This is a genomic window from Paenibacillus sp. HJGM_3, assembly GCF_045062745.1.
Lineage (GTDB): Bacteria > Bacillota > Bacilli > Paenibacillales > NBRC-103111 > Paenibacillus_AA.
This window is the reverse complement of sequence record NZ_JBJGED010000020.1, coordinates 1-14,697: the sequence shown is the minus strand read 5'-3', so window position 1 is coordinate 14,697 and position 14,697 is coordinate 1. Positions and strand designations below refer to the sequence as shown.

Annotated in this window: 12 protein-coding genes; 5 read left to right on the top strand and 7 right to left on the bottom strand. The window is 56.5% G+C overall.

Features of this window, described 5'->3' with window-relative positions; translation table 11 throughout:
• The first annotated feature begins 14 nt into the window (after positions 1–14).
• Both ftsW and ACI5FR_RS20805 read left to right on the top strand, forming a co-directional pair.
• Positions 15–1,211: a putative lipid II flippase FtsW gene (ftsW, locus tag ACI5FR_RS20810; protein ID WP_405457852.1), complete on the top strand. Its 1,197-nt coding sequence runs from the start codon at positions 15–17 to the stop codon at positions 1,209–1,211.
• 14 nt (positions 1,212–1,225) lie between these two features.
• Positions 1,226–1,720, top strand: a complete 495-nt coding sequence (locus tag ACI5FR_RS20805; protein WP_405457850.1) for a GNAT family N-acetyltransferase — start codon at positions 1,226–1,228, stop codon at positions 1,718–1,720.
• Positions 1,721–1,802: 82 nt separating this feature from the next.
• On the opposite strand, the gene ACI5FR_RS20800 is transcribed toward ACI5FR_RS20805, so the two are convergent.
• Positions 1,803–2,183, bottom strand: coding sequence for an Asp23/Gls24 family envelope stress response protein (locus ACI5FR_RS20800; RefSeq protein WP_405457848.1), 381 nt, complete (start codon positions 2,181–2,183; stop codon positions 1,803–1,805).
• A gap of 180 nt (positions 2,184–2,363) precedes the next feature.
• Between ACI5FR_RS20800 and cax the strand changes: the two genes are divergently transcribed.
• Positions 2,364–3,413: a calcium/proton exchanger gene (gene cax, locus ACI5FR_RS20795; protein ID WP_405457846.1), complete on the top strand. Its 1,050-nt coding sequence runs from the start codon at positions 2,364–2,366 to the stop codon at positions 3,411–3,413.
• Positions 3,414–3,436: 23 nt separating this feature from the next.
• On the opposite strand, the gene ACI5FR_RS20790 is transcribed toward cax, so the two are convergent.
• The 5 genes from ACI5FR_RS20790 to ACI5FR_RS20770 all read right to left on the bottom strand — a co-directional run bounded on the left by ACI5FR_RS20790 (position 3,437) and on the right by ACI5FR_RS20770 (position 8,293).
• Positions 3,437–3,730 (bottom strand): Fpa/YlaN family protein, encoded by a 294-nt coding sequence (locus tag ACI5FR_RS20790; protein ID WP_405457843.1) that lies wholly within the window; start codon positions 3,728–3,730, stop codon positions 3,437–3,439.
• A gap of 192 nt (positions 3,731–3,922) precedes the next feature.
• A complete protein-coding gene (locus ACI5FR_RS20785; protein WP_405457842.1) occupies positions 3,923–4,171 on the bottom strand; it encodes an HPr family phosphocarrier protein in 249 nt (82 codons plus the stop codon).
• A 104-nt stretch (positions 4,172–4,275) separates the two neighbouring features.
• Positions 4,276–5,391 (bottom strand): aminopeptidase, encoded by a 1,116-nt coding sequence (locus ACI5FR_RS20780; RefSeq protein WP_405457840.1) that lies wholly within the window; start codon positions 5,389–5,391, stop codon positions 4,276–4,278.
• 95 nt (positions 5,392–5,486) lie between these two features.
• The gene (locus ACI5FR_RS20775; RefSeq protein WP_405457838.1) at positions 5,487–6,326 is read right to left on the bottom strand and encodes a hypothetical protein; all 840 of its coding nucleotides are present in this window, start codon (positions 6,324–6,326) and stop codon (positions 5,487–5,489) included.
• Positions 6,327–6,409: 83 nt separating this feature from the next.
• Entirely contained in the window at positions 6,410–8,293 is a 1,884-nt protein-coding gene (locus tag ACI5FR_RS20770) for a sensor domain-containing diguanylate cyclase (RefSeq protein ID WP_405457835.1), read from the bottom strand.
• Between the two features lie 390 nt (positions 8,294–8,683).
• Between ACI5FR_RS20770 and rpsD the strand changes: the two genes are divergently transcribed.
• Positions 8,684–9,283 carry a 30S ribosomal protein S4 gene (gene rpsD, locus ACI5FR_RS20765; RefSeq protein ID WP_405457833.1) on the top strand — a complete coding sequence of 200 codons (600 nt, stop codon included), beginning with the start codon at positions 8,684–8,686 and terminating at the stop codon, positions 9,281–9,283.
• Positions 9,284–9,331: 48 nt separating this feature from the next.
• On the opposite strand, the gene tyrS is transcribed toward rpsD, so the two are convergent.
• Positions 9,332–10,597: a tyrosine--tRNA ligase gene (gene tyrS / locus ACI5FR_RS20760; RefSeq protein ID WP_405457831.1), complete on the bottom strand. Its 1,266-nt coding sequence runs from the start codon at positions 10,595–10,597 to the stop codon at positions 9,332–9,334.
• 627 nt (positions 10,598–11,224) lie between these two features.
• On the opposite strand from tyrS, the gene ACI5FR_RS20755 reads away from it, so the two are divergent.
• Positions 11,225–14,272, top strand: coding sequence for a transglycosylase domain-containing protein (locus ACI5FR_RS20755; RefSeq protein ID WP_405457829.1), 3,048 nt, complete (start codon positions 11,225–11,227; stop codon positions 14,270–14,272).
• Positions 14,273–14,697 lie beyond the last annotated feature (425 nt).

Here is a 14,697-nt window from a genome sequence, read left to right as displayed (position 1 = left end):
AAGGGGCATCCCGCATGCAACCATCGCGCAGAGGAACGCCGGATTTCCTGCTTCTGCTGCTCACGTTTTTGATAGTCGGCTTCGGACTCGTGATGGTGTTCAGCGCGAGCTCGGCCATCGCGATCACCTCGAAGGAATATGGAAACAATGCGTTTTATGTCGTGAAAAAACAAGCCATTTTTGCCGTGCTCGGCACAATTGGCATGTTTTTTCTTATGAATGTTCCTATGGCGAAGCTGCGGCTGTTGCTTAAGCCGTTATTTATCGTAATTCTGATCCTTCTTGCGCTCGTCCCGTTCATAGGATACGAAGTGAACGGAGCGCGGAGCTGGTTCCGAATCGCCGGCTTCAGCATCCAGCCGTCGGAGTTCGCCAAGCTGGCCGTGATCTTGTATTTGGCGGGCTTGATCGACAAGAAGGGCGACCGTGTGAAGGAGTTCCGCCGGGGCCTCGTCCCCTCCGTCATTATCGTTGGCATCGTAGCGTTCCTTATTATGCTGCAGCCGGACTTCGGTTCGATGGTCATTCTCGTCCTGTGCGCTTCCCTCGTCATCATCGTCGGAGGCGCCAATATGAAGCATATTTTGCTGGCTTCGGGAGCCGTCGCCGTTATAGGCTGTATAGGCGCACTTATATACGTGTTCAGTTCGGAGACACTCGGGTACCGGATGGACCGGATCTCCTGCTACATCAACCCCTGGTCGGATTCTCAGGGCTCATGCTATCAGATCGTGCAGTCTATGTACGCCTTCGGCCACGGAGAGCTGACCGGCGCCGGCATCGGCCAGAGCATTCAGAAGCTGCATTATTTGCCGGAAGCACATAACGACTTCATCTTCGCGATTATCGGAGAAGAGCTCGGGTTTATCGGTACGGTCGTGTTCCTGCTGTTCTACCTTGCCTTCATCTGGCGCGGGCTGCTCGTCGCCTTGCGCAGCACCGATACGTTCGGGAATCTCGTCGGCATCGGCATCGTGGGACTGATCGGCGTCCAAGCGTTCATCAACATGGGCGGCGTCACGGGGGCGATCCCGATGACCGGCGTCACGCTTCCGTTCATCAGCTCCGGCGGCTCGTCCCTCCTCGTCATGATGTGCAGCATCGGCATTTTGCTCAGCCTGTCGCGGGAGTACAATAAGCCGGACAAGCAGGAGAAGTCCGACAAGCCGGACAAGCCGGAACGCAATCGGAGACAAGCATCCCGCACATAGAAGGAGTCGAACCCGTGCTCACCATTCGTCCCGCTACAATATCCGATGTGCCTGCCATTTTAGCGATTTATAACGACGCTATCGAGAATTTAACCGCTACCTTCGACTTGACCCCGCAAACTTTGGAAGAACGTCGAGTCTGGTTCCAGCAGTTCGGCGAACGCTATCCGATCTTCGCCGCGGAGTGGGACGGGGAATTCGCGGGGTACGCCTGCCTGACCATGTACCGGGTGAAGCCCGCCTACTCCCGTACCGCGGAGCTGTCCATTTACTTGGACAAGCGGTTCCACGGCCGTGGGATCGGCACCGGGCTGATGGGCGAGGTGCTCCGCGAGGCTGAGGCGCGCGGGTTCCACGTCATCTTGTCCGCCATTACCGGCGGCAATGAGACGAGCGTACGCTTGCACCATAAATTCGGCTTCGAACTGGTAGGCACGTTTAAGGAAGTCGGCTACAAGTTCGGTGCTTGGCAGGACGTTTGGTTTTATCAGAAGACGCTTAACGCTTAGCTTGGCAAAAAACCTCCAAAACCACAGCCGTGGAATTTGGAGGTTTCGTTTTTTGGGTTATGGAGTTGGTGCGCGCATGTGGTTACTTAATGCGTGAAACGGTTTCTTCCGGCTCGTCTTCCCTGAACGCGACGCCTTCGACCTTCACGTTCACTTCCACCACTTGAAGCCCGGTCATATTCTCTACGGCTTCCTTCACGTTCTCCTGCAGGCTGCGGCATACATCCTGAATTTTGGAGCCATAATGAAGAATAACCCGCAAATCGATTGCGGCCTCCAACTGTCCGACTTCCACAGAGACGCCCTTTTGTACGTTTTTCCCGCTCAGCCTTTTGGCGAGTCCTTCGGATATTCCGCCCGACATGGCGGCTATGCCCGGCGTTTCAAGGGCAGCGAGTCCGGCAATGGTGGCGACTACGTCATCGGAAATGCGAATGAGACCGGATTGCGTGTCAGCGGACATGTTGTTCACTCCTTCCACAATATAGCTTCATTGTAAGATGCCATGACATGGAAAGTCAACTTGTGCGAATTTACCTCGGGCTTGCCCCATCCTCCGCTTTTCAAGTGAAATCATTTCCAGTATAGTAGAATAGGTCGACTCAACTCAGGGAATGTTTTACATAAACAGGAGGGTTCCTTCATGAAGCAAAAGGCGTTTTTCACAATCCTCATCGCCAGCTTCGCATTCAGCGGCATCGCACATTATACGGGCATGTCCAAGATGCTGCAGCTCGCGGTCTGCTGTGTAGCGATTGTATTCGCGGCCGGATTTCTCGGTAAAGCTACCGAAAGCGTAGCCCACTATGCCGGCGAGAGAATCGGCGGCTTCCTGAATGCGACGTTCGGGAATGCGGCGGAACTGATCATTGCGATTTTCCTTGTCCGGGACGGGCTGTTCGATATGGTCAAAGCGAGCATCACCGGCTCGATCATGGGCAACCTGCTGCTCGTGCTCGGACTGAGCGTGTTTCTCGGGGGGCTGAAGTTCAAGACGCAGAAGTTCAACATCATGATGGCCGGGAGCAACGCGTCCCTCATGCTCCTGGCGGTCATCGCGCTATTCGTTCCCGCTATCTTCGCCAGCAGCCTGACCTCGAAGGAAACGAATGCGTTCAGTCTCATCGTCGCCATCATTCTGATCATCGCCTACGTGACCTGGCTCATCTTCTCGATGGTCACGCACAAGGACGTGCTGTCCGACCCGCAGGAGCAGCCGGACGAGCACGACATCGCCTGGTCGAAGGGAAAGGCTATTGTGTACCTGGTATTAGCCACCGTCATGGTCGCCTTCATCAGCGAATGGCTCGTCGGGACGCTGGAGGAGTTCACGCACCGCTTCGGCCTGTCCGAGCTGTTCGTGGGCGCATTCCTCGTCGCCATCGTCGGCAATGCCGCCGAGCATAGCGCGGCCGTCATGCTGGCGATGCGGAACAAGATCGGCGCCGCGGTGGAAATCGCCATCGGCAGCAGCTTGCAGATCGCGCTGTTCGTCGCGCCGGTGCTCGTCATCGTCAGCTACTTCTTCGGGAATACGATGAACATCGTCTTCACGACGTACGAGCTCGCGGGAATCGCCATTGCGTCTTTTATCGCCAAGTCGATCTCAAAGGACGGCATGACGAACTGGTACGAGGGCGTCCTGCTGCTCGTTGTCTATATCATCCTGGGCATCGCGTTTTTCTTGGTGTAGCAAAAAAGGAGTAGCCCTAAGGGCTACTCCTTTCTAGTTGACGCAAGCGCTTCGTACAGCTGAGCCAACTTCCGCTCGAGCTCGCTCAAGATGCTCTTGCCTGCCGACTCCACGACCAGACCCGCCCGGACCGCAAAATCGATCTCGCGGGAAAGTCCGTACATCTGTGTATCCAACACCTCTTCGTAAAGAGGACATCTGCGGTTCGTCAAGGATTCCATCTGAATTTGAATCAGCTTCTCAATTTGATCCGCATCTTCTTGGAGCAGGCTGAGTGCTTTTTGGTTTAAGTTTAACATAATTTCGGATGCCGACATCAAATCTCCCCCTTGCCGAAGCTTATCCAGTCCTTATATGCATATGATAGACGAAATTGCAGCATTACACAAGTAACAGCGGTCCTATAATATGTGGGGGAGTGAACCGTGCGAACCTGGCCTCTATAAACGAAAAAAGATACTTCCCGGCAAAGGGAAATATCTTCTGACGGCGATCGGCCTGATTGCAAATTACTCGGTGACGACATCAACAGTCAAATTGTGCTTGCCGAACACTTCGAGCATCGCTTTGGTCGCTTCTTCCGCGTCCGGTCCGTGAACATGGAGCTGATAGGAGCCGGTGTCCAACAATGTCGTGAACAATCCCAAAATGCTCTTCACATCGATAAACTTGTTTTGCAGCTGCAGCACGATGGAAGAACGGAATTTGTTCGCCGTTTGGGAAATTTCTACAATGGCATTGTTGCTTGCGCTAGACATGACAGATCCCTCCATGGAAGCGGATATGCATCCACCCTCGATTAATGGTACTTCACATTCTATGATAACTTGGAAGCTCGTGCCATGCAACGATAGAATTTAGTTTATTTCAACCGGTCGGGGTTGAGTCCGAGCAGCTCCGGCACGACGAACAGCCCGTCCTTGCGGATCAGAACGTCGTCGAAATACACTTCGCCCCCGCCGAACTCCGGACGCTGGATCAGCACGATATCCCAGTGAATCGACGAGCGGTTGCCGTTGTCGCAATCCTCGTACGCTTGACCCGGGGTGAAATGAAGGCTGCCGGCAATTTTCTCATCGAACAGTGTGTCCTTCATCGGATGCAAAATATAAGGGTTGAAGCCCAGGCTGAACTCTCCGATATACCGGGCTCCTTCGTCCGCATCGAGGATGGCGTTCAATCGCGCGGTATCATTGGCGGTCGCTTCCACGATCTTGCCGTTTTCGAACCGGAACTTTATGTTCTCGAATGTGAAGCCTGCATATACGCTAGGCGTGTTGTAGGAGATCACGCCATTGACCGAATCGCGGACAGGCGCGGTGAACACTTCTCCGTCCGGGATGTTGCGATGGCCGGAACACTTGCGGGCCGGCAAGCCCTTGATGGAGAACGTCAAGTCCGTGCCGGGGCTGACGAGGCGAACTCGGTCCGTCCGCTCCATCAGCGCGGCGAGCGGATCCATCGCGGCGTCCATCTTGCTGTAGTCGAGATTGCATACGTCGAAGTAGAAGTTCTCGAACGCCTCCGTACTCATGCTGGCGAGCTGGGCCATCGATGGGCTCGGGTAGCGAAGCACGACCCAGCGCGTTTTTTTCACCCGCTGCTCGAGATGCACCGGTTTGTAGTAGAGTCGTTGATACATGTCGTTCTTCTCTTGGGGCACGTCGGACAATTCATTGACATTGTCGCCGGAGCGTACGGCGATGTAGCCGTCCATCTGCGACATGCGGTTCAAGTCGAGCTCCTTCCAGAGCTCGAGCTGTTCTGCCGTAACCGAAGTAAGCACGGAACGGAGCACCGATTTGTCGCTCAGCTCCACGAACGGATACCCGCCGCGGGCGTGCACTTCTTCGACCAGGCATTTGGCCAGCTCGCGTTCCCCGCCGATCATGTCGATCCAAATTTTCTCGCCCGGCTTCACGTTTACGGAATATTGCACGAGATTGCGCGCGAGCGTTTGCAATCGGGGATCTCTCATTGCCATCCAACTCCTTGCATCGTCATAGTTTCAATTGAAGACTTTCTGTAGACAAACAATTATTGTAGCCGTCCGAGCGCGGATTGTAAATCCCGTTATTCCCCGAACGCGTATGTAACCTCCGTCGTTTCATCCTTAGGCGCTCCGCCGGAATTATAGTGCAGCTTGGTCATTACCTGCATCGACACAGGCAAATTCGATTTCCGGTCGACCCCGATCCGGTAGACGGATTCCGCCTTCAAGCTGTTTTTCATCTCTTCCACCTTCGCGCGGCTGTCGGCCAAGCTCTTCTCGACTTCACCCCGCATGGCGGCCGTCGTCTTGTCGGACAGCTGGAGCCGCTGCTGCAGCTCCTGCAGCTTGCGGTCCGCGGTGAGCGTCTGCAGCTCCGCGTCCAAGTCGGCCCGCAGCCGTGCCGCAACCTCGCCCGCATCGGGAGTAACGTTCAGGACGATGGTTCCGGACGGTACGGACGCGCCCTTCTCCCGGCTCACCTGCTTGGGCATGACGTTCAGTCTCTCGAGGTGCGACAGCGGGTTCCATCGAACCAACTGTCCGGCCTCGGCCGCTTCCGGACCCTCCGACACGATCCACTCGTCTTTGCTCCGGCTCAGCTGTACCGTCGCACCCTTGCTTCTCCGGCTCAGCTCGACTTGTTTCGGGGATAAGGTCCCGTCTGTCGTCTCCCCGGCCACCACCTGCATGAGCAGCTGATTGTGCCCCGACACCATCCCCCTGAACGAGATGCCCGGCACGGGCGGAAGTCCGCCCATCGACAGCTGCGTCTTGCCTGTGAAGGCGAAATTGTCTTTGCCGGACAGCCCGGACACCGCGTGGTCGAGCACCGTTTGCGGATCGGTTCCTTGCAGACCGCATCCGGCGAGCAGACTGAGCGACAGAGCCAGACCGCCGCACGATCGCGCCATTTTTCGCATGCCAAAACCCCCCTGAGTTTGCTACTGGTTCATCTAGCGTTATCGTTTCCCAAGGGGGCTCGCTTATACAGCTCCGGCCGGCTTCAGCCGAACTTGATCTGGTTTTTGCCGGAACGCTTGGCCTTGTACAGCGCCATATCCGCGCGATAGAACAGCGTCTCCACGCTAAGCTTGGCATCGTTCCACGACCAGTCCGACACGCCGCACGAGACGGTGACGAGGGGCGTAGTCTCTTCGCGCACTTTGCGGCAGATGCGCTCTGCGACGTGGATCGCCTGATCGCGGTTCACCTTGGGGAAGTAGATGGCGAGCTCCTCCCCGCCCCAGCGCGCGGCGATGTCGCCTTCCCGGATGCATGACTTGATGATGCGGCTTACTTGAATCAGCACGTGATCGCCGATTTGGTGGCCGTGCGAGTCGTTTACTTTTTTGAAATTGTCGATGTCGAGCAGTACGAGCGAGCCGCATGCGTCCTTCTTCTGGAAGGCGGCGATCTGCTCGTCGAGATAATGGCGGGCGTATAGACCGGTCAGGTGGTCGGTCGCCACCATGCGGCGCACCTCGGCATGGAGGCTCGCATTGGTGATCGCTAATCCGATATGGCCGGAGAGCACTTGCAGCAGCTTGTAATTGCTGTAGGAGAAGTAGTGTGGAGCTCGGTGCGCGATGAGGATCGCCCCTATCGCCTCGCCGTGCTCGAGAATCGGTGAAGCGAGAAGCGACCGAGCCTCGGTCGCGTTCATCCAGACCGAGTCGATCGGACAGTCCGACCGATAGTCGGACAAGATCACGGGCTCCTTCTTCGTCATGACGAGCCCAGCGAAGCCATAATCCAGCGATACGCGTTCGCGGATGAACGATTCGGGATGGCTCGCTTGCACGACCAGCTCGTGCTGCGTCCGATCGAGCTCGACAATGCAGGCGAACTCGGCCTGGAAGATGGCGGTCAGCTCATCGGCCGCGTATTGAAAAATGTCCTGCAGGCTCAGGCTCTGATTCAGACGCTGCGTAATCTCGTTGATGAGCTGCAGCTCGTGGACGAGCCTTACCGTCTGCTCGAACAGCTGCGCGTTCTCGAACGCGGTTCCGGCTGCGTCGGTCAATAGCCCGATGAAGTCCAGATCGTCGGCCGCCAGCACACGGGAGATCGATTCGAGATAGAGGACGGCGTAGACGCCCTGCTTGCCCTTGAGCGGGACGGCAGCGGCACGGCTGTCTCCGAGGGACTCCGGCGGCTCGTCCGAAAGAACGACGCAGCCTTCCATGAAGGCGCGCGAACAGAGATGCTCGCTCCCGTGAAGCGCTAAGGGCTTAACCGGAATGTCGGGACACAGATGGTCCTGCGAGACATACAGCTGCTTAGGCAGCCAAGGGTACAAAATATCGAGACACGCCATCCATTCCGTGAGGATGGCGTTGACATCATTCAGTTCGTGCAGTCGTTTGGCCAGATGAAATAGCGTGCTCTGGCGTTCCGTTGCCCGGTTCGAGCGGGTCAGCGTGTCGATCAGCCATACGTTCTCGCGTTCGACCCGATCGGCCTGCAGCTGTGCGGCCAGCGCGAGTCGCAGCGCGCGCAGCACGATCGGCAGCTCCGCGGAGGGCTCGGGTGCCCGAATGGCCAAGGTGAGGGTATGGTCCGAGGAGTCCATACGCAGCGCCTCCGTATATAGCGTCTTCCGGCTCCCCTCGTCGGCTTCGGGGTGGGCGCCGAGCAAGTCCCAGCCGCCGCCAAGCGATCTTTGCGTCCATATCGTGTCGTCCGGTCCTAGCAGGGCTATCGCAAATTCTCCATCTAATTGGTCCGTTAGGAGCTCATCTATGAATCTGTGAAACGATTCGGTCAGTTGGGCGGTATAGGAATTCCTGTGTAAAGATTCGCGCGTGCGATCGGCTGTCCACCCCGGTTGGATGGGGGCAGCCAGCAGATCGGAGGCCGCCGGAGTCGGTATTCGTTCTTCTCCCATGACTAGCTCCTTCTAGTGAACTTTCAACACTATAAGTGTACACAACATGTTCGATCGTTGTCAGCATAAATGTTTCGTCAAAAAGCTCCACAAACCGCCATGCTCCGGCTTTTTTACACGAATCGCACAAAAGAGTATGCCGTCTCATCTTGACATACCCGCCCAGTTTCTTATAGAATTAATAGTCGAGTGGATTCAGAGTTATCTACGCAGATTTATCGGTGTCACCCTCACTAATTTTGTTGCTGACAGGACAGCGGCTGAACTTTCCTGGGAGATGGAACCGGCGATCGGATTTCGTAAACAAAGTTAGGCACCCGTAATAATGACGACTCCACCAGCAACCGCAACACCCGACTAAAACTTAGCAGATGAAGGAGTTACGAATACATGGCACGCTATACAGGTCCTAAATTTAAACTTAGCCGCCGCCTGGGCATCTCCCTGAGCGGGACGGGCAAAGAATTGAAACGCGCATTTCCTCCGGGGCAACACGGTCCTGGCCAGCGCAAAAAAATGAGCGGCTACGGCGTTCAGCTCCAAGAGAAGCAAAAGCTGCGCCACATGTACGGCTTGGGCGAGAAGCAATTCCGCAACTTGTTCGATAAAGCCTCCAAACTGAAAGGTATCGCCGGCGAGAACTTCATGGCGCTTCTCGAGAGCCGTCTGGACAACCTGGTATACCGCCTCGGTTTGGCTAACTCCCGCGCAGGCGCACGCCAGCTCGTATCCCACGGTCACGTGACAGTGAACGGCAAGAAAGTCGACATCGCTTCGTACCTCGTGAACACGGGCGACGTCATCGGCCTCCGCGAGAGAAGCCGCGGTCTCTCTTCCGTGAAGGAAGCCATCGCGAACCGCAACTTCCTGCCGGCTTACCTCGAGTTCAACGATGCAGCGGTAGAAGGCAAGTTCATCCGCCTGCCGGACCGTTCCGAAATGCCGCAAGAAATCGATGAGAAGCAAATCGTCGAGTTCTACAGCCGATAAGAGCGTACAGAACCCTTCCAGATTCATTCTGGAAGGGTTTTTTGTGGTTTAAGCCCGGAGGACGAGGCGAACGAACTTGCGCTTCCCGATTTGAACCAAATCGCCGTCGCGCAACGCAACTTGCTCGTTCGGCTCCGTCCGCTTGACCTCGTTCAGCTTCACGGCGCCCTGCACGATGCTGCGCTTCGCCTCCGCATTCGACGCTTGCAGTCCGAGGTGTACGAGCAGCCGATCGAGCCGCATGGTGGCGCCCCCTTCCAGCACATCTAAGCTCAGCTCCCGCTCCTCGACCTCTTCGGGAATCGCATTCTGCTGGAACACAGCCACAAAATGGCGCTCCGCCTCCTCCGCCTGCGATTCTCCATGGAACTGACGGACCAACGTGCGGGCGAGCTTCATTTTCGCATCCCGGGGATGGATCGCGCCGCTCGACAGACCGTCTTCCAGCGCCTGCAGCTCGGGGGCTTCCAGATCGGTCACCAAGCGGAACGTTTTGACCATCAGCTCATCCGGCATCGACATCGTCTTGCCGTACATCTCATGCGGGGGCTCCGCGATCCCGATGTAGTTGCCCAGGCTTTTGCTCATTTTGTGCACCCCGTCCAATCCTTCCATGAGCGGCATCGTAATCGCGGCTTGGGTCGAGACGCCGTATTCCTTCTGCAGCGTACGGCCCATGAGCAGATTGAACGTCTGGTCCGTCCCGCCGAGCTCGATATCGGTCTTCAGGGCGACGGAATCGTAGCCTTGCATGAGCGGGTAGAAAAACTCGTGAATGCCGATCGGCAATCCGGAGGCATACCGCTTCGCAAAGTCGTCCCGTTCCAGCATACGAGCCACCGTGACACTGGCCGCCAACCGAAGCGTCTCCGGAAAGGTCAGCCGGTTCAGCCAATCGGAATTGTAGTACACCGTCGTCCGTGCCGGATCGAGAATCCGAAACACCTGCTCCTGATACGTCTTGGCGTTGGCGGCGACCGCTTCCTCGCTAAGCTGCTTCCGTGTCTCCGACTTGCCCGAAGGGTCGCCGATCCGTCCGGTGAAGTCGCCGATAATGAGCTGCACCTCATGGCCGAGCTCCTGAAACTGGCGCAGCTTCCGCAAGACGACCGCGTGCCCGATATGCAAATCCGGCGCACTGGGGTCCATGCCAAGCTTGATCCGCAGCGGCCGGCCTTCGACGATCGACGTCTCGACGAGCTCACCCAGCCGGTCCTCCGGGATCATCTCCGCCACCCCTTGCTTAATAACAGCCAACTGCCTGCTCACCTCTTGCCGCTGCTCCTCGGTTAACGCTTGCTTGATTGCTTTCATTTTCTCCACCCTCTCCGTCGTTCTCATTCTGCAAACACAAAAAAACCTTCCCATCCCCTGATAAGGGACGAGAAGGATTCCACCCGCGGTACCACCCTAATTAAAGCCTGGAAGTCGAATGCTGTAGCAAGGACTGCACGCAAATCGAGCAAGCTTTCACTTGATGCGTTCATAACGGGAACATCCCGGACCGAGGCTGCCGCGAGCGCCGCTCGCTTCCCCTCGTCTGCTCCGGACGGTAATTCGACACTGCGGCCTCGGATCGGCTCTCACCCCCGCCGACTCTCTGAACCGGGTTCCGCTGTCTACTGTCGGAGGAATGAGATCGCCGTCTCCCGCCTCCGTCGTCCTTCACCGCATTTGACGGTTATAAAAATTAGTAAAGTTATATCACAATAAGATGTGCGCGTCAATAGCGGTCAGGATAGGCTCGTACGTTCGCTTATGGTATAATAGGTGTGCCGCAGCCAGCTGTAAGGGGCGCGCGACTTGAGTAGGAGGTTCAACATGCCGGAAGATTCATCATCCCCAAAGCAATCATTTTCTCAAAAAAATCCTAAAACTTACAAAACGATCCTTTTCATTCTCGGCGTAGTAAAATGGACTTTCGTCTTAGGCATAATCAGCATGTTCCTCGTAGGCGGAATCGGCTTCGGATACGTCAGTTCCCTTGTCAAGGACGACCCGGTGCGAACCACGGACTTCATCCTAGAGAAGGTGAACGAGAACGACTTGACGGGCTTCGTCTACTTCAACGACGGGACGCAGGTCGGTCAGCTCCGCTCCGACGAGGACCGCCGAATAATAGGCACGGGCGAGCTCCCGGACACGGTGCGTAACGCGGTCATCGCGATCGAGGACTACCGGTTCTACGAGCATTCCGGGATCGACTTCAAAGGGACGTTCCGGGCCGTGACCCAAAAGCTGACGAACGCCGACGTACAGACCGGGGGCAGCACAATTACCCAACAGCTCGCCCGTCGCGTATTCCTCAGCCTGGACAAGAGCGACAATCGGAAGGCCAAAGAAATATTTTTGTCGCTGCGGCTCGAGCGGCTGATGTCGAAGGAGCAAATTTTGCTCGCCTACTTGAACAAAATTCCGTTCGGGAATGGCTCGAACGGTACGAACTTGTCCGGCATTAAGGCGGCCGCCAAGGGCATTTTCAACGTCGACGACCTGAATCAGCTGAACGTCGCGCAAGCGGCATACTTGGCCGGATTACCGCAGTCACCGAGTACTTATTCCGCGTTTACGAGCAAGGGCAAATTCGACAAAACCGGGTTCGATAAGGCGAACACACGCAAGGAGCTCGTGCTTAAGCGGATGCTCGAGACCGGCTACCTGACGCAAAGCCAATATGAGGAAGCGTTGAAGTTCGATGTGCAAGCCTCGCTTGCCCCTACATCAGAGAAAGCCTATGATACTTACCCGTATTTAATGCTGGAAGCCGAGCGCCAGGCTTCGGAAATATTGCTCAACCTCAACAATCCGAACGTGAAGAAAGGCACCACGAAGACCGAGCAGGACGCATATAACGAAGCGGCCAAAGAGTCCCGGGAACAGCTGCTCAGGAGCGGGTACCGCATCTATACGACGATCGACAAAACGATCTATGACCAGATGCATGTCATCTCGGAAGAACCCAAAAACTTCACGCCGGACGACCCGACGAAGGGCGTCGAGCAAATCGCCGGCATCATGATCGACAATAAAACCGGGGCGATCCTCGGGATGATCGAGGGCCGGAACTTCTTCATCGAGCAGATGAATCTGGCGACACAGATGAAGCGCCAGCCGGGCTCGACGATGAAGCCGATCGCCGCCTACGCCCCGGCGCTTGAGAAAGGCGCGATTCAACCCGCGACCGTCATCGACGACGTTCCCATCGTGCTGAAGGACTGGGTGAAGAAATGGCACCTGCCGGAAAACTGGGACAACGATTTCCATGGCCTCGTAACGGCGCGGACCGCCTTGAACTGGTCTTACAACATTCCGGCCATCAAACTGTTCTTGAATCAAGTGGGCATTGACACGGCTTGGGATTATGCCAAGAGAATGGGCATCAACTCCATCACGAAGGAAGATTACAACGCGCAGACCGGCGTAATCGGCGGTTTGTCCGAGGGAGTCTCCGTCGAGGAAATGACGAACGCTTATACGACGCTGGCGAACAAAGGCGTGTTCAACGACGCGTTTATGATCAGCAAAATTACCGATGCCGACGGCAAAGTCGTATATGAGCATCAGCAAAAGCCAACCACCGTCTTCTCGGAGGAAACGGCCTACTTGATGACCGACATGATGCGGACGGTCATTACGGCCGGGACCGGGACGGACATTATGAAGGACTACAAATATTTCAAGACGAATCCGGTCGTCGGCAAGACAGGCTCCACCCAGAACGACGGAGACGCTTGGTTCGTCGGGTACACCCCGGACATTACCGTCGGGGTATGGGCCGGTTACGATACGCCGAAGCTGACGCTGAAAAAGACCGGTTGCAACACGACGACCGAACTCGGGTGCGGCACGCAGCGGGCGAAGAAAATATTCTCCAAAGTGATGAATGCCACCGTAGAGAACAAGCCTGAACTGTTCGTTACCAAACAGTTCGAGCGGCCGGCCAACATCGTCGACATGACGGTGTCCGGGTATTCCGGCAAGCTGCCGAATGAAGAAACGGTGAAGGCCGGCAAGCTGAACACCGATATCTTCAACAAAAAATGGGTGCCGACCGAAGAAGACAACGTGCTCGTGCATCAGAAATTCGTCGCTTATGACGGCAAAGTGTACTTGCCGAAGCCCGAAACGCCGGCCGATATGGTACAGGAGAAGCTCGTCGTGCGCCGGGAGAAATCGATCTCGTCGATCATCAGCGAGATCGAGGGGATCCTGCCGCAACTGCCGGAGGAGAATCGTCCCGATATTTCGCACTATTACCCGCTCGATTACCAGAACGATTCCGCCTCCGTGGTCGATCCGCGCACAGACGACGGTCAGCGCCCGGCGGCGCCTGGCGGCGTAGCGCTCCATCGTCTCGGCGACGGAAGCTTCGAGATCGTGTTCAGTCCGGCTGCGAATCCGGATCTCGTTGGGTATCGGCTCTATCGCACATCCGACAGCAACGGGTTCCAGCGCTTGAATGGCAAAGTCGCCTTGATCGGGCAAGAAGCCCGGATCGTCGATAAGCCGCCTACTCAAGGACTGGTGGGCTACTACGTGACGGCGGTCGACGTGGTCGGCAAGGAGTCGCCTCCGAGCCGAGTCGTGTATTCGGACGGCAACTCCGGCGATATTGTGCCGATCGACTCGATGGGCATCCCGACCGGGAACGGTTCCGGAGCTTCCGGCGGCAATGGAGCGGGCGGCACACCGACGCCTCCCCCGGGACAGTCGGCCAAGGGCGCCCCGTCGGCTCCGCGCAGCCTGGCGCTCAAGCCGACGAATGCGGGGCTCGAGATCAGCTGGGCGGCGAATGCCGCCAGCGAAGGCGTCAAGCGGTACGACATTTATTACAGCGACAAGGAAAACGGGAAGTACACGAAGCTGCAGTCGTCCACTACAACGAAGGTCAATTATTACGCGATCGTCTACGACGGCTGGTACCGGGTCACCGCGACGAACAACAACGGCGAATCGGCTCCGTCCAAGGCCGTGCAGTACAAGAAGTAAATCCGCGCCAAGCGTACACAAACAGCCCCCCATTTCGGGGCGGCTGTTCCTGTTGAGTGGTGCGATACTCCGCGCCCTTGAAGGTCCGCATCGGGCGATATTGTTGTGACTCCTTATGAGCACTATCCCTTTCACTCAGAAAGCCTGCTAGCGCCTGCATCTGCGCGAAGTATTCACGACAGCCGCCTCTTCCAGGACGGCTGTTCACGTTCAATGGCGGGACACGGTTGTTGGTTTGATCTTCCTGATTTCCTTATGAGCACTATCCCCTTCACTCAGAAGCCTGTTAGCCCACCTGCATCCATGCGAAGTATGCACGACAGCCGACCCTTTCAGGTCGGCTGTTCGCGTTCAATGGCGGGACACGGTTGTTGGTTTGATCTTCCTGATTTCCTTATGAGCACTATCCCCTTCACTCAGAAGCC

Bases quoted from the DNA above. Each gene is read 5' to 3' on its own strand.
- rpsD (WP_405457833.1), top strand. From the start codon at position 8,684: ATGGCACGCTATACAGGTCCTAAATTTAAACTTAGCCGCCGCCTGGGC.
- ftsW (WP_405457852.1), top strand. From the start codon at position 15: ATGCAACCATCGCGCAGAGGAACGCCGGATTTCCTGCTTCTGCTGCTC.
- ACI5FR_RS20775 (WP_405457838.1), bottom strand. From the start codon at position 6,326: ATGCGAAAAATGGCGCGATCGTGCGGCGGTCTGGCTCTGTCGCTCAGT.
- ACI5FR_RS20755 (WP_405457829.1), top strand. From the start codon at position 11,225: ATGTTCCTCGTAGGCGGAATCGGCTTCGGATACGTCAGTTCCCTTGTC.
- ACI5FR_RS20770 (WP_405457835.1), bottom strand. From the start codon at position 8,293: ATGGGAGAAGAACGAATACCGACTCCGGCGGCCTCCGATCTGCTGGCT.
- ACI5FR_RS20785 (WP_405457842.1), bottom strand. From the start codon at position 4,171: ATGTCTAGCGCAAGCAACAATGCCATTGTAGAAATTTCCCAAACGGCG.
- ACI5FR_RS20780 (WP_405457840.1), bottom strand. From the start codon at position 5,391: ATGAGAGATCCCCGATTGCAAACGCTCGCGCGCAATCTCGTGCAATAT.
- ACI5FR_RS20800 (WP_405457848.1), bottom strand. From the start codon at position 2,183: ATGTCCGCTGACACGCAATCCGGTCTCATTCGCATTTCCGATGACGTA.
- tyrS (WP_405457831.1), bottom strand. From the start codon at position 10,597: ATGAAAGCAATCAAGCAAGCGTTAACCGAGGAGCAGCGGCAAGAGGTG.
- cax (WP_405457846.1), top strand. From the start codon at position 2,364: ATGAAGCAAAAGGCGTTTTTCACAATCCTCATCGCCAGCTTCGCATTC.
- ACI5FR_RS20790 (WP_405457843.1), bottom strand. From the start codon at position 3,730: ATGTCGGCATCCGAAATTATGTTAAACTTAAACCAAAAAGCACTCAGC.